Origin of the sequence: Nocardioides oceani (assembly GCF_030412965.1) — a bacterium.
GTDB classification, from domain to species: Bacteria; Actinomycetota; Actinomycetes; order Propionibacteriales; family Nocardioidaceae; genus Nocardioides; species Nocardioides oceani.
This window is the reverse complement of the sequence record NZ_JAUHJQ010000001.1, coordinates 900,324-914,524: the sequence shown is the minus strand read 5'-3', so window position 1 is coordinate 914,524 and position 14,201 is coordinate 900,324. Positions and strand designations below refer to the sequence as shown.

The 14,201-nt window shown below is 76.4% G+C and carries 13 protein-coding genes; 10 read left to right on the top strand and 3 right to left on the bottom strand.

The genetic code is table 11. The features are described from left to right. Positions 1-7 precede the first annotated feature (7 nt). Genes QWY28_RS04385 through QWY28_RS04375 form a run of 3 tightly spaced genes read left to right on the top strand, consistent with a single transcriptional unit; the run spans position 8 to position 3,218 of the window. The gene (locus QWY28_RS04385; RefSeq protein WP_300951088.1) at positions 8-937 is read left to right on the top strand and encodes a VOC family protein; all 930 of its coding nucleotides are present in this window, start codon (positions 8-10) and stop codon (positions 935-937) included. Beyond that, on the top strand, positions 934-2,397 hold the full coding sequence (locus QWY28_RS04380; protein WP_300951087.1) for an FAD-dependent oxidoreductase: 1,464 nt from the start codon (positions 934-936) through the stop codon (positions 2,395-2,397). Before QWY28_RS04385 ends, QWY28_RS04380 begins: the two co-directional genes overlap by 4 nt. A 44-nt stretch (positions 2,398-2,441) precedes the next feature. After that, complete coding sequence (locus tag QWY28_RS04375; protein WP_300951086.1) at positions 2,442-3,218, top strand: SDR family oxidoreductase; 777 nt, start codon at positions 2,442-2,444, stop codon at positions 3,216-3,218. 33 nt (positions 3,219-3,251) lie between these two features. On the opposite strand, the gene QWY28_RS04370 is transcribed toward QWY28_RS04375, so the two are convergent. Beyond that, complete coding sequence (locus tag QWY28_RS04370) at positions 3,252-3,830, bottom strand: TetR/AcrR family transcriptional regulator (protein WP_300951085.1); 579 nt, start codon at positions 3,828-3,830, stop codon at positions 3,252-3,254. Positions 3,831-4,066: 236 nt separating this feature from the next. On the opposite strand from QWY28_RS04370, the gene QWY28_RS04365 reads away from it, so the two are divergent. The 3 genes from QWY28_RS04365 (at position 4,067) to QWY28_RS04355 (ending at position 6,645) form a co-directional block, all read left to right on the top strand. Then, on the top strand, positions 4,067-5,362 hold the full coding sequence (locus QWY28_RS04365) for an NAD(P)/FAD-dependent oxidoreductase (protein WP_300951084.1): 1,296 nt from the start codon (positions 4,067-4,069) through the stop codon (positions 5,360-5,362). Beyond that, complete coding sequence (locus QWY28_RS04360; RefSeq protein WP_300951083.1) at positions 5,359-5,754, top strand: RidA family protein; 396 nt, start codon at positions 5,359-5,361, stop codon at positions 5,752-5,754. The genes QWY28_RS04365 and QWY28_RS04360 overlap by 4 nt, the downstream gene beginning before the upstream one ends. A 117-nt stretch (positions 5,755-5,871) precedes the next feature. Beyond that, positions 5,872-6,645, top strand: coding sequence for an SDR family NAD(P)-dependent oxidoreductase (locus tag QWY28_RS04355; protein WP_300951082.1), 774 nt, complete (start codon positions 5,872-5,874; stop codon positions 6,643-6,645). 54 nt (positions 6,646-6,699) lie between these two features. On the opposite strand, the gene QWY28_RS04350 is transcribed toward QWY28_RS04355, so the two are convergent. Then, on the bottom strand, positions 6,700-7,623 hold the full coding sequence (locus QWY28_RS04350; protein WP_300951081.1) for an SDR family NAD(P)-dependent oxidoreductase: 924 nt from the start codon (positions 7,621-7,623) through the stop codon (positions 6,700-6,702). Between the two features lie 149 nt (positions 7,624-7,772). Here QWY28_RS04350 and QWY28_RS04345 point away from each other — a divergent pair, with 149 nt between their 5' ends. Genes QWY28_RS04345 through QWY28_RS04330 form a run of 4 tightly spaced genes read left to right on the top strand, consistent with a single transcriptional unit; the run spans position 7,773 to position 12,662 of the window. Then, positions 7,773-8,933 carry a steroid 3-ketoacyl-CoA thiolase gene (locus QWY28_RS04345; RefSeq protein ID WP_300951080.1) on the top strand — a complete coding sequence of 387 codons (1,161 nt, stop codon included), beginning with the start codon at positions 7,773-7,775 and terminating at the stop codon, positions 8,931-8,933. Between the two features lie 2 nt (positions 8,934-8,935). Continuing rightward, positions 8,936-11,149 carry an acyl-CoA dehydrogenase family protein gene (locus QWY28_RS04340; RefSeq protein ID WP_300951079.1) on the top strand — a complete coding sequence of 738 codons (2,214 nt, stop codon included), beginning with the start codon at positions 8,936-8,938 and terminating at the stop codon, positions 11,147-11,149. Positions 11,150-11,160: 11 nt separating this feature from the next. Continuing rightward, positions 11,161-12,045, top strand: a complete 885-nt coding sequence (locus QWY28_RS04335) for a MaoC/PaaZ C-terminal domain-containing protein (protein ID WP_300951078.1) — start codon at positions 11,161-11,163, stop codon at positions 12,043-12,045. Next, on the top strand, positions 12,042-12,662 hold the full coding sequence (locus QWY28_RS04330; RefSeq protein ID WP_300951077.1) for a PaaI family thioesterase: 621 nt from the start codon (positions 12,042-12,044) through the stop codon (positions 12,660-12,662). The genes QWY28_RS04335 and QWY28_RS04330 overlap by 4 nt, the downstream gene beginning before the upstream one ends. Here the strand turns inward: QWY28_RS04330 and QWY28_RS04325 are convergent. Beyond that, positions 12,634-14,166 (bottom strand): FAD-dependent oxidoreductase, encoded by a 1,533-nt coding sequence (locus tag QWY28_RS04325; RefSeq protein ID WP_300951076.1) that lies wholly within the window; start codon positions 14,164-14,166, stop codon positions 12,634-12,636. The two genes, QWY28_RS04330 and QWY28_RS04325, sit on opposite strands and share 29 nt — an antisense overlap. Between the last annotated feature and the right edge of the window lie 35 nt (positions 14,167-14,201).

Genomic DNA, 14,201 nt, shown 5'->3' with positions numbered 1-14,201 from the left:
AACCCCCATGACTGACATCCGCGGACTCGGCTACCTCCGGGTCCAGACCCAGGACGTCCCCCGCTGGCGCGAGCTCACCGTCGAGTGCCTCGGGATGGCCGAGGCCCCCGGCCCGGTCGAGGGCGGGCTCTACCTGCGCCAGGACGAGCGGCAGGCGCGGCTCGTCGTGCTGCCCGGCGACGCCGACCACGTGCTGAGTGTCGGCTGGGAGGTGCGCGACCAGTTCGCCCTCGCCCGCGTCGGCCGCGCCGTCGAGGCCGCGGGCCTCGGCGTCGAGGAGCTCACCCAGGAGGAGTGCGACGACCGCGGCGTCGAGGCGGCCATCCGCTTCGACGACCCCGCCGGCACCCCGATCGAGATCTTCTTCGGGCCCGTGCTCGACCACGACCCGGTGCGGACCAAGTGGATGCAGGAGTTCGTCACCGGCGACCAGGGCATGGGCCACGTGGTGCTGCCGACGACCGCCTTCGACGCCAGCTACGCCTTCTACACCGAGGTCCTCGGCTTCCTGCCCCGCGGCGCGGTGCGGGTCGGCCCGAAGAAGCCGGTCCCGGGCCAGCCGGTCCGCCGCGTGCGCTTCCTCGGCGTCAACCAGCGCCACCACAGCCTCGCGCTCGCCCCCGCCCCGCACGGCGAGGAGCCCGGCCTGGTGCACCTGATGATGGAGGTCGACACCCTCGACGCCGTGGGCCGCGCGCTCGACGAGATCGGCAAGCGGGGCTTCTCGGTCTCCTCCACGCTCGGCCGCCACACCAACGACAAGATGGTGTCGTTCTACGTCCGCGCGCCCGGCGGCTGGGACCTGGAGTACGGCTGCGAGGGCACGCTCGTCGACGAGACGTACTACACCGCCGAGGAGATCACGGCGGACTCCTACTGGGGTCACGACTGGTCCGGGTCCGAGCCGCTCGCGGCGTTCGTCCCCCCGCAGCGGTGATCGCCGCGGGGGCGTCGGGCACGACACGGCCGGTCACCGGCTGCGACGTGCTCGTGGTCGGCTTCGGCTGCGCCGGCGCGACCGCGGCCGTCGAGGCCGCCGAGGCCGGGGCGTCGGTCGTGGTGCTCGAGCGGGCCAGCGCGCCCGGCGGCTCCTCGGCGCTCTCCGGCGGGGAGCTCTACCTCGGCGGCGGCACCTCGGTGCAGCAGGCCTGCGGCTTCGAGGACTCCGCCGAGGCGATGCACGCCTTCCTCTCGGCCGCCCTCGGGCCGCACGCCGACGAGGAGAAGCTGGAGCTCTACTGCCGGGGCTCGGTCGCGCACTTCGACTGGCTGGTCGACCACGGCGTGGTCTTCCAGCCGTCGCTGCACGACCGGCTGACCTGGATGCCCGACACCGACGACGGGTTGATGTGGCTGGGGGAGAACGCCTGGCCGTTCACCACCCTCGCCGCGCCGGCGCCCCGGGGGCACCGCGGCCCGGTGCCGTTCTACGCCGGGCGGGCGCTCATGGACTCCCTGGTCGCCGCCGCCTCCGCGGCCGGCGTGGTGACCCACACCGACACCCGGGCCACCGAGCTGGTCGTCGAGGACGGCCGCGTCGTGGGCGTCCTGGCCCGCCGCTTCGGGCAGGACGTGGAGTACCGCGCCGAGCGCGGCGTCGTGCTCACCACCGGCGGCTTCGTCGACGACGACCGGATGCTCGCCGACCACGCGCCCGCCCTGCTCGGCCGCGGCAAGGTCAGCGACGGCCTCGACGACGGCAGCGGCATCACCATGGCGCTGGCCGTCGGTGCCGCCACCCGCCGGATGGCCGCGCACGAGACCAGCCTGACCTACCTCCCGGCACTCGCCGCGCGGGGCATGCTCGTCGACGCCCGCGGCCAGCGGTTCGTCAACGAGGACGCCTACCCCGGCATCGTCAGCCACGCGGCGGTCGCCCACCGGCCCGCGCCGTACTGGGTCGTCGTCGACGAGACCGGCTTCGAGGAGCTGCCCGAGCGCGAGCGCTGGGGGGTGCGCCCGGCGTACGCCGCCGAGGACCTCGACGAGCTCGGCGCCGAGCTCGGCATGCCGGAGGGCGCCCTGGCGGCCACGGTGGCGGCGTACAACCGCGACGCGGAGCGGGGCGAGGACACCTGGTTCCACAAGGACCCGCGCTGGCTGCGTCCGCTCGTGGCCCCGTACGCCGCGATCGACGTGGCCGCCGGCTTCCACCCCGGCGCCCGCGAGGGCGTCGCCGAGGGCGGGGGCGTCGTCGGCTTCACGCTCGGCGGGCTGCACACCACCCCCGACGGCGAGGTCCTCACCTGGGCCGGCACGCCCGTCCCGGGTCTGTACGCCGCCGGGCGCTCGACCTCGGGCATCCACGGCGACGGCTACATCAGCGGCACCTCCCTCGGTGACGCCACCTTCTTCGGCCGCCTCGCCGGCCGGAGCGCCGCAGCCGGCCCTTCCTGAGCGCCGCCGATCCCGCTCGCACCGTCCCGTCCCTGGAGGAGCCCATGTCCCGTCTCGTCGTCGTCACCGGTGCCGCCTCCGGCATCGGGGCCGCCGTGCGCCGCCTGCTCGAGGAGCGCGGCGACCGTGTCGTCGGGGTCGACCTCGCGGGGACCGAGGTGACCGCCGACCTGGCCACGCCGGAGGGCCGCGCGGCCGCCGTCGCCGGCGTGCTCGAGGCGTCCGGCGGCGTGGTGGACGGCGTCGTGACCTGCGCCGGGCTGTCGGGCGCCTCACCCGCGCTGCCGCACGTGAACTTCTCGGGCAGCACCGACCTGGTCCTCGGGCTGCGCGACGCGCTGGCCGCCTCGGAGGCGCCCCGCGTGGTGCTCGTCGGCTCGATCTCCGCCACCCGGCCGGTCGACGCCGCCCTCGTCGAGGCGCTGCTCGCGGGCGACGTCGCCGCGGCCACGGCCGCCACAAAGGCGGCACTGGCCGACGGCCGGCCCCAGCAGCTCTACCCGTCGTCGAAGGCGGCCCTCGCGCAGTGGGCGCGGCGCACCGCCGTCGCGCCCGGCTGGGCCGACGCCGGCATCGCCCTCAACGTGGTCGCGCCGGGCGTCGTCCTCTCGCCGATGACCGCCGCGCTGGTCGAGGACCCGCGGATGAAGCAGGTCATGGACGCCGCGGTGCCGATGCCGCTGCACGGCTACTCCGCGCCCGAGGACGTCGCCCGGATGATCGGGTTCCTCGTCGCGGCGGGGACCACCCACGTCACGGGCCAGGTGCTCTACGTCGACGGCGGGGCCGAGGCCACGCTGCGCGACCCCGCCCACTTCTGAGGCCCAGGCCCGGTCAGGAGCGGTCCGGACCGGTCAGGCGCGGGGCCGGGTCGCATCCAGGACCAGGTCGACGATGCGGTCGACGGTCTCCGGCGCCGCGGGGGCGCCCCGCGTCAGGGGCGCCAGGAACAGCGGCGAGACCAGGGCGCTGACCACGGTGTCGGCGCGGTGGACCGGCGCCGCGTCCCCGCGCGCGACCGCCCGGGCCAGCATCTGCTCCCAGCCGGCCACGACCGGGGCGAAGTGCTCCTCGACGGCGGCGTTGAAGTCCGGGTGCAGCCGCGAAGCCATGATCCGCGTGATGCTCACGTCGACCGGGTCGGCCGCGAAGCCCGCCACCCGGTGCGCGAAGAGCCGCACGTCCTCGGCCCACGACCCGGTGTCGGGCACCTCGACCAGCCGGACGTGGTGGGTGAGCGCCTCCGCGAGCAGCAGGTCCTGGGTGGGCCACCAGCGGTAGAGCGTGCGCCGGTTGACCCCGGCGCGCTCGGCCACCTCGACGGTGGTGAACGGGAAGCGGCCCTCGGCCAGCAGGTCGTGGACGGCGCGGCCCACCGCGAGGCGGACCTGCTCGCTGCGCCCGCCGGCGCGCTGCCGCTGCCTGACCGTCACCGCCACCGTCCTTCGCTCGCCCCGGGCCCGCCGAGGCGGCACCCCTGCGCGCAGCGTAGTGACGCGCCGGCCCGTCGCGGCCGCCGCCGACGAGGACGGACGGGACGGACGTCCAGACCCGTGTGCCGTTAAGGCATCATGGCGTTGCTTTAACGACGCCGGTCCGCGAGGCTGGGCGCTGCCGCCCCCGCGACCCGCGTGGACCCCGGCGGCGTCTCGAAGAACCGGAGGATGCAGTGAGCGACCCGTCCCGCTACGACCTGGCGGTGGTCGGCGCCGGCCCGCTCGGCACCGCCACCGCGCGCCACGCCGCCGAGTCCGGTGCCTCGGTCCTCCTCGTCGGGCCCGACGAGCCGGCCGACGTCGCCGGCCACGAGGGCACCTGGGCCGGCTCCTACGACCAGGGCCGGCTGTGCCACGTGCTCGAGGTGCCGCTGGTGACCTCCCTGCTGGCCGTGCGGAGCCGGCGGCGCTTCGCCGACCTCGTCGCCCGCACCGGGATCGACTTCCTCACCCCGACCCACTCGGTCACCGTGCTCCCGGGCACGGCCACCCCCGGCACGAGCTCGCTGTGGTTCGACCGGGACGTGCTGGCGGCCAACGCCGCGGACCTCGGTGTGGAGGTGGACCTGCTCGACGAGGCGGAGCTCGCGGCGGCGTACCCGGCCCTGCGGTTCGAGCCCGGCCACGTCGCCGTGCGGCAGCAGGACGCCTTCATCCTCGACCCGCGGGGCCTGGTGCGGGCCGAGCTCGCCGCGGCGCTGGCCGCCGGCACCGACCTCGTGCGCGAGGAGGTCGTGGAGCTGCGCCGCCCGGCCGGCGACACCGGCGTCGAGGTGGTCGCCGCGAGCGGCGCCCGCTGGCGGGCCGACCAGGTGGTGGTCGCCACCGGCGCCGCCACCAACGCCACCGGCCTGCTGGACCGCGCCCTGGTCACGCCCACCTTCGGCGCGACCGTCGTCCTCGCCGAGGTCGACGGGCCCGACGCGGTGCGGATGCCGACGATGATGATGCTCAAGGTGCGCGAGGGCCGGACCGTCTTCGGCGGGATCGTGATGGCGCCGGTGCGCTACCCCGACGGCCGCTGGTACCTCAAGGTCTCGGGCGACAGCCTCCTGCGCAACCCGCTGGACGGCCGCGAGGAGATCGCCGCCTGGGTCCGCACCGGCGGCGACGCCGAGGACCTCGAGCGGACCCGCGAGCTGCTCGCCGAGCTCCTGCCCGACCTGCAGGTCCGCTCGATGCGCACCCGGCCCTGCCTGGTCTGCGCGACGCCGTCGGACCGGCCCTACCTCGACCGCGCCGACGACCGCACCGTCGTGGTCGTCGAGGGGGAGCGCGGCGCGATGGCGGCCGACGAGATCGGCCGGCTCGCCGCCGGGCTCGCGCTCGCCGGCACCTGGACCGACCCGCTGCCGCAGGAGGTGTTCGCCGCCGCGTGGGCCGAGCGCGGCTGGACCACCGCCGGCCACCTGGCCGGCCAGCTCACCGGCCATCCCACCGGTCAGCTCACCGGGGCGGTGGCCGGATGACCCCGCGCCAGGTGGTCGTGCCGGCCGGCCAGGAGCAGACGTACGCCGCGTGGCACCTGGCCCCCGCCGTCCGCGTCGGCGACCTGGTCTGGTGCTCGGGCGTGCTCGGCACCCGCGCGGACGGGTCGGTGCCCGATGACCTCGCCGAGGAGGTCGACCTGGCACTCCGGAACCTCGCCCACGTGCTGGCGGCGGCCGGCGGCGGGCTGGAGCACGTCGTGGAGCTGGTGACCTTCCACCTCGACCTCGCCGGCCAGGTCCCGACCTTCGCGCGGGTCCGCGACCGCCGGCTCGCCGAGCCGTGGCCGGCCTGGACCGCCGTCGGCGCGGCCCAGCTCGGCGGCGGCCTCCACGGCGTGCGGCTCGAGGTCAAGGCGACCGCGCACCTCTGACCCGCCCGCAGGTCGGCCGGTGGTGGGGCCCGGTCAGCGGGACCGGGCGAGCACGGGGGGGTCGGACGGTGCGCATGATCGCGGCGCCCGCTGCCCGATTCGCCCCGAGGAGACCCGATGACCACCCAGGACCGACCCCTGGCGGGACGTGCCGCCCTGATCACCGGCGCCGGCCAGGGGGTGGGGCAGGGCATCGCGCTCGCGCTGGCGAGCGAGGGCGTCTCGGTGGGCGTGGTCGGCCGCACCGCGGCCAAGCTCGAGGAGACCTGCGCGCTGCTGCGGGAGCGGGGGGTCGAGGCCGAGACGTTCGCGTGCGACGTCGCGGACACCGCGGCCGTCCCCGGGGTCGTCGAGGCCGTCGCCGAGCGGTTCGGCCGCCTCGACATCCTCGTCAACAACGCCTACGCCGGCTCCTACGGCCGGCTGCTCGAGCTCGACGACGACGCGTTCCAGCGCGGCTTCCGCACCGGGCCGTTCGCGGCGTTCGCCTTCATGAAGGCCGCCCACCCCCACCTGCGGGCGACCGGCGACGGGTCGATCGTCAACCTGGTCACCTCGGCGATGGTGCGGTGGGACCCCACGACGTACGGCGCCTACGCCGCCGCCAAGCAGGGGCTGCGGTCGCTGACCCGCACGGCCGCGGTCGAGTGGGCGCCGGACGGGATCCGGGTCAACTCCATCGCCCCGCACGCGCTGTCGCCGGGCCTGCGGTGGTGGACCGAGCACCACCCCGAGGAGGCCGAGGAGTTCGTCGCCACCATCCCGATGCGCCGCATCGGCGACTGCGAGGGCGACATCGGCCGGGCGGTCGTGGCGCTGGTCGGCCCCGACCTGCGCTACCTCACCGGCGCCACGGTCCCCCTCGACGGCGGCCAGGCGTTCTTCGGCTGACCGCCGCCCCGAGGGCCGAGGGCCGGCGGGCCGGGGTCGAGGGGGACCGGGCGGTCAGCGGGAGATGTTCTGCACGCCGGTGGTGTCGAGCTGCGCGACGGAGTACGCCGCGAAGGTCTGGTGCGGCGAGCGGCCGGCGAAGTGCGGCACGAGCTGCTCGTCGAGCTCCTCGAGGCTGAAGACGCCGTCACGCGCGGTGAACGTCCGCTCCACCGTGGGCGCCGCCATCAGCGCGACCATGTCGCCGTAGACCACGAAGACCTGGCCGCTGACGGTGGCGCTCGCCGGGGAGGCCAGCCACGCCACGAACGTCGCGACCCGCTCGGGGGCGAGGATGTCGAGCTCGGCGCCGGACGGGTCGGCGTCGAAGACGCCCGCGGTCATCCCGGTGCGGGCCCGCGGGCAGATCGCGTTGGCGGTGACGCCGTACCGCGCCAGGCCCTGCGCGCTCGACAGCGTGAGCGCGGTGATGCCCGCCTTGGCGGCCGCGTAGTTGGGCTGGCCGGCCGGGCCGAAGAGGAACGCCTCGGAGGAGGTGTTGACGATCCGGCCGTAGACGGGGGCGCCGGCGGCCTTCGAGGCGCCGCGCCAGTGCACCGCGGCGGCCCGGGAGAGGGCGGCGTGGCCCTTGAGGTGCACGTCGAGCACCGTGTCCCACTGGCTCTCGTCGAGGTTGAACAGCATGGTGTCGCGGGTGACGCCGGCGTTGTTGACGACGATGTCCAGGCTGCCGAAGCCGTCCACGGCGGCCGCGACCAGCCGGTCGCCCATCGCCCACTGCGAGACGTCGCCGGTGACGGCGACCGCGCCGACACCGAGCTCCCGCGCCTCGGCGGCCACCTCCTCGGCTGCGGGGCCCACGTCGTTGATGACCACGTTGGCGCCGGCGGCCGCGAGGGCGAGCGCCTCGGCGCGGCCCAGGCCGGCTCCGGCGCCGGTGACGACGGCGGTGCGGCCGGCGAGGGGGGTGCTGCTCATCTGTGCTCCTGGCTCGAGGGGGTCGGTGCTCGCACGCTAGGTCGGCCCCCGTGCCCGGGCCGCGGGGCCGTCCGACTGATCGGGACTCGGGGCCCTGTGGCCGCGCCGGTTGCCTAGCCTCCGAGCGCCGCCACCCCGAGGAGACCCCCATGCCCGAGCCCGTCATCGTCGAGGCCGTCCGCACCCCCGTCGGACGCCGGTACGGCGCCTTCGCCGGGCTGCACCCCACCGAGCTGCTCGGCGTCGCCCAGGCCGCGCTCCTCGACCGCGCCGGCGTCGACCCGGCCGTCGTTGGCCAGGTGGTCGGCGGCTGCGTGACCCAGGTGGGCGAGCAGTCCAACAACGTCACCCGCAACGCCTGGCTGCACGCCGGCCTGCCCTACACCACGGCCTGCACGACGATCGACTGCGCCTGCGGGTCCTCCCAGCAGGCCGTCCACCTCGTCGCCGGCCTCATCTCCTCCGGCGCGATCGACGCCGGCATCGGCTGCGGCGTCGAGTCGATGAGCCGGGTCTTCCTCGGCGCGGCGCTCGCGCCCGGCACCGGCATGCCGGTCCCGGACTCCTGGACGCTCGACCTGCCCGACCAGTTCACCGCCGCCGAGCGGATCGCCGAGCGGCGCGGGATCACCCGCGAGCAGGTCGACGCCCTCGGGCTGGCCTCGCAGCGCAAGGCGGCCGCGGCGTGGGCCGAGGGCCGCTTCGCCGACCAGGTCGTCCCGGTCACCGCACCGGTGCTCGGCGAGGAGGGGCCGACCGGGGAGACCGTCGTGGTCAGCCGCGACCAGGGGCTGCGCGAGACCAGCGCGGAGGCCCTCGCCGGCCTCCGGCCGGTCGTGCCCGGCGGCATCCACACCGCCGGCAACTCCTCGCAGATCAGCGACGGTGCTGCCGCCGTCCTGCTGATGAGCCGCGAGCGCGCGGAGGCCGAGGGCCTGCGGCCGCGGGCCCGGATCGTCGCCTCGGGCATGGTCGGCTCGGAGCCGTGCTACCACCTCGACGGGCCGGTCGACGCGACCAGCCACGTGCTGCGGGCGGCCGGCATGGGCCTCGGCGACATCGACCTGGTGGAGATCAACGAGGCCTTCGCCTCGGTCGTGCTGTCCTGGGCGCAGGTCCACGACGCCGACCTCGACAAGGTCAACGTCAACGGCGGGGCGATCGCGCTGGGCCACGCCGTCGGCTCGACCGGCGCCCGGCTGCTGACCCAGGCCCTGCACGAGCTCGAGCGCCGCGACGCCTCGACGGCGCTCGTCACCATGTGCGCGGGCGGCGCCCACGCCACCGCGACGATCATCGAACGGATCTGAGCATGCCCCGACCGACCAGCACCGGCAGCCTCGGGCTCGACCGGGACCACCTCGACCTGCGCGACTCGGTGCGCACCCTGCTCGAGCGGCACGTCCCGGACACGGTCGTCCGCGACGCCGTCGAGGCCGAGGTCGAGCAGCTGCCGCCGTTCTGGGGCGTCGTCGGCGAGCAGGGCCTGCTCGGGCTGCACCTGCCCGAGGAGGTCGGCGGCGCGGGCTGCACGCTGCTGGAGACCGCCGTCGTCCTCGAGGAGCTCGGCCGCGGGATGGCGCCGGGGCCCTACCTCCCGACGGTGCTCGCCTCCGCCGTCCTGCACCGCGCCGGTCACGTCGACCGGCTCCCCGCGCTCGCGGACGGCACGACGCCGGCCGCCGTCGCCCTCGGGGCCGGCACCCTGTGCGGGGTGCGCGCCGAGGACGGCTCGCTGCGGGTGACCGGCGAGAGCGCGCCGGCGCTCGGGGCCCAGGTCGCGGACGTCTTCGTGCTCCCGGTCGACGTCGCCGGCGAGCGGGCCTGGGTCGTCGTCGACCGGGCCGGCGCCACGACGGACCGGGAGCCCAGCCACGACCTCACCCGGCGCCTGTCGCCGGTGGCGGTGAGCGCCACCGTCCCCGCCGACGACGTGCTCGCGGTCGACCCGCGGCTGCCGCTCGACCTCGCCGCGACGCTCCTCGCCGCGGAGGCCTCCGGGCTGGCCGACTGGGCGACCTGGACCGCGGCGGAGCACGCCCGCGTGCGCGAGCAGTTCGGCCGCCCGATCGGCCAGTTCCAGGGCGTGAAGCACCGCACCGCGTGGATGCTCGCCGTCGCCGAGCAGGCGCGGGTCTGCGCCTGGGACGCCGCGCGCGCCCAGGACCCCTCGGTCGACCCGGCGGAGGCGGCGCTCGCCGCGGCCGTCGCCGGCGCGGTCGCCGTCGAGGCGGCGTTCCGCACCGCCAAGGACTGCATCAACACCCTCGGCGGCATCGGCTTCACCTGGGAGCACGACGCCAGCCTCTACCTGCGCCGCGCCCAGACGCTCCGGCTCGTGCTCGGCCCGACCAGCACCTGGCAGCAGCGGGTCGCCGAGCTGGCGCTGGGCGGAGCCCGCCGCGAGCTGGGCATCGATCTCCCGCCCGAGGCCGAGCAGGTCCGCGCCGAGGTGCGTGCCGAGCTCGCCCCGGCGGTCGCGCTGGAGGGTGCCGAGCAGCGGCGCTACCTCGCCGAGCGTGGCTACACCTCGCCCCACCTGCCCGCCCCGTGGGGCAGGGGCGCCGACGCCGTGGCCCAGCTGGTGATCGCCGAGGAGCTGCGCGCGGCCGGCCTGGAGCCCCACGACATGGTGATCGGCAACTGGGTGGTGCCGACGCTGATCGCGCACGGCGACGCCACCCAGCAGGAGCGCTTCCTGCCGGCGAGCCTGCGCGGGGACCTCGTGTGGTGCCAGCTGTTCAGCGAGCCCGGCGCCGGCTCGGACCTCGCCGGCCTGTCCACCCGCGCCGAGAAGGTCGACGGCGGCTGGCGGATCGACGGCCAGAAGGTCTGGACGTCGATGGCGCGCGAGGCCGACGTCGGCATCCTGCTCGCGCGCACGGACCAGGCCGCGCCCAAGCACCGCGGGCTGTCCTACTTCCTGCTGGACATGTCGACCCCCGGCATCGACGTGCGACCGCTGCGCGAGCTGACCGGCGAGGCGCTGTTCAACGAGGTCTTCCTCGACGGCGTGTTCGTCCCCGACGACATGCTCGTCGGCGAGCCCGGCGACGGGTGGCGGCTCGCCCGCACGACGCTGGCCAACGAGCGGGTGGCGCTCTCGAGCGACTCCTCGGCGCTCGGCAGCGGCGGCGAGACGCTGCTCGCCCTCGCCGCCGAGGAGCCGCAGGTCGACGCGCAGCGGCTGACCCAGCTCGGCAAGGTCCTCGGCGACGCGCAGTCCGGCGGGCTCTTCGCCCTGCGCACCGCGCTGCGGCAGGTCGCCGGCGGACAGCCGGGCGCGGAGTCCAGCGTCGCCAAGCTGCTCGGCGTCGCGCACATCCAGGAGGTCTGGGAGACCGCGGTGGACTGGCAGGGCGCGGCGGCGGCCCACGGCGCCCTGCGGCGGCGTACGCCGACGTGGTCGTTCCTGTCCAGCCGCAACCTGTCCATCGCGGGAGGCACGACCGACGTGCAGCTCAACATCATCGGCGAGCGGATCCTGGGGCTGCCCCGGGACGCGGAGCCCGCGCCGAAGCGCTGAAGGAGACTGGCATGCCGATCGACCGATCCGCGGCGCTGGCCGCCGAGCCGACCGTCCGCGAGGTCTCCTGGACCCGTCGCGACGTGCTGCTCTACCACCTCTCGCTCGGCGCCGGCCGGCACGCGGACGCCGATCCCGAGCTGCGCTGGACCTTCGAGCGCGACCTGCAGGTGCTCCCGACCTTCGCGGCCGTCGCGGGCCAGGGCATCTCGGCCGGTGACGTCGCGGCGCCCGGCCTGGCGCTGCCCGGCGTCGACGTCGACCTGCGCCGCGTCCTGCACGCCGGCCAGGCGCACACCGTGCACCGGCCGCTGCCGGTCGAGGGGAGCGCCCGGATCTCCTCCCGGGTCGCGGAGGTCTGGGACAAGGGCAAGGCCGCGGTCGTGGTGCTCGAGTCGACCGCCGTCACCGGCGGCGGGGAGGGCGGCGGCGAGCCGCTGTGGACCTCGCGGATGCAGATCTGGGCGCGCGGCGAGGGCGGCTTCGGCGGCGAGCCGGGCCCCGAGGAGTCGTGGGCCGCGCCCGACCGCGAGCCCGACCACGTCCTGGAGTCGCCCACCACGCCCGGCCAGGCGCTGCTCTACCGGCTCAACGGCGACCTCAACCCGCTCCACGCCGACCCGGTCTTCGCCGCGGCCGCCGGCTTCGACCGGCCGATCCTGCACGGCCTCGCGTCGTACGGCGTCGTGGCCAAGACCCTCGTCGACGGCGTGCTCGACGGCGACGCCGCACGGCTGACCTCGATCGGGGTGCGGTTCGCCGGGGTGCTCGTGCCGGGCGAGACGATCCGCACGTCGGTGTGGCGCGAGGGCGACCGGCTCACCCTCGTCGCCACCTGCCTCGAGCGCGGCGACGCGCCCGTCCTCTCCCACGCGACCGCGGAGGTCACCGCATGAGCCCCGACCGACCCACCCTCACCGCCACGCCCCACAACGTCGGCGTCGACGCGGCCGTGGCCGCCGCCCGCCGGGTGGTGACCGCCCTGCTCCACGCCGGCGACGGGTCGGCCGCCGCGATGGCCGAGGTCGCGAGCCGCCTCACCGCGGTGGCCGAGCACCTCGAGGAGCACGCCCCCACCCGGGACGAGCGCCTCGTCGACATGTGGGCCGGCGAGGGCGTCACCCGGCACGACCCCGTGACCGGCCCGGAGAACGCCGTCGCGCCGCCGCTGCCGCTGAGCGGCCTGCCGGACGGCTCGATCCAGGGGACGGTGACCCTCGGACTGCCCTACCAGGGCCCGCCGGGCTGCGTGCACGGCGGAGTGTCCGCGCTGCTGCTCGACCACACCCTGGGCGTGGCCAACCACTGGGCCGGCGACTCGGGGATGACCGGCACGCTGACGCTGCGCTACCACCGCCCCACGCCGCTGTTCGAGGAGCTGACCGTCCGCGCCCGTCAGGTGTCGGTCGAGGGACGCAAGATCCGCACCACCGGCGAGATCCTCGCCGGCGATGCGGTCTGCGTGTCCGCGGAGGGACTCTTCGTCAACAAGCACCTGCCGCGGCCGCGCTGAGGCCGGCCCCGGTGCGGAGGTCCTCGACCGCCCGCAGGGCGAAGGCCATCGCGGTCCCGATCGGCGCGCCCGGGCCGGGGTAGACCCGGCCGGTGAGGGAGGCGCTCGCGTTGCCGACGGCGTACAGGCCGGGCAGCGGGCGGCCCTCGCCGTCGAGCACCCGCGCCTCGGCGTCGGTGACCAGCCCGCCCTTGGTGCCGAGGTCGGAGAGGACCAGCCGCGCCGCGGTGAACGGCGGCTCGGTGACCGGCACCAGCACCGGGTCGGCGAAGTACCGGTCGTACTCGTCGCGGCCGCGGCCCAGGTCGGTGTCCTCGCCGGCGGCGGCCAGGTCGTTGAAGCGCGCGACCGAGGCGGTCAGCTCAGCGACGGGCAGGCCGACCAGCTCCGCGAGCCCGGCCAGCGTGTCGGCGCGGTGCCAGGTCCCGGCCGCGAGGTGCTCCTCGGGCGTGCCGCCGGGCAGCGAGATGGCCGGGAGCCGGCCGCCGGAGCGGCCGTCGAACACGACGTACGACGGCAGGCGGACCGGGTCGGCCGCCATCTGCCGCCCGAACTGGTCGTAGGGCAGCGACTCGTTCGCGTAGCGCCGGCCGCGGCTGTCGACGACCAGCCCGCCGCGGAAGCCGAGGGTGAAGGAGGCGCTCCCGTCGGGCATCGCGATGCCGGGGCACCACCAGCCCTCGTCCATCAGCGTGGTGGCGGCGCCGAGGCGCACGGCGGCCTCCAGGGCGTCGCCGGTGTTGCTGCCCGCGGGGGCCATCGTCCAGGCGGCGTCGCCCGGGACGCCGTGCCGCGCGCGGGCGTCGGCGTCGCGCTCGAACCCGCCGCAGCCCAGGACGACGCCGTGCCGGCCGGTGTAGCGACGGCGCTCGCCGTCGACGACGGCCTCGACGCCGACGACGCGGCCGTCCTCCTCGACGAGCGCCCCGACGTCCGCGCCGGTGACGACCTCGCCGTGCCCGCTGCGGTCCAGGGCCAGCAGCATCCGGCCGATGAGCGCGCGGCCCTGGCCGAGCGGACCGGCCGCGTGGCCGAGGCCGGCCCGGTCGCGGTCGACCGCGGGCCGGACCAGGTCGGCCAGCGCGCCGATCTCCTCGGCCGGCAGCGGCGTCGGCACGAACGAGCGACCCCCGGGCACCCGGCCGGGGCGGTCGAAGTAGTCGGGGAACGCCTGCCACTCGAACCGGATCGCAGGGTCCTCCTCGAGCGCGGCCACCACCCGGGGCGCCGCCTCGAGGAACGCCTCGCGCCGCTCGGCCTCCTCCTCGCCGAGGAGCGAGGCCAGGTAGGTGCGGGCCGAGGCGGTCGAGTCCGGCACGCCCGCGCGCTGCTGGACCGCGCTGCCGGGGAGCCAGCAGGCGGCGCCGGAGTACGCCGACGTACCGCCGAGCCGGTCGGTCTTCTCCAGCACCACCACCCGCACCCCGGCGCGTGCGGCCAGGACCGCCGCCGCCATCGCGCCCGCGCCCGACCCCACGACGACCACGTCGTACTCCTGCGTCACCCGTTCCTCCTCGTTCGTTGGGGTGCCAGCCCAGC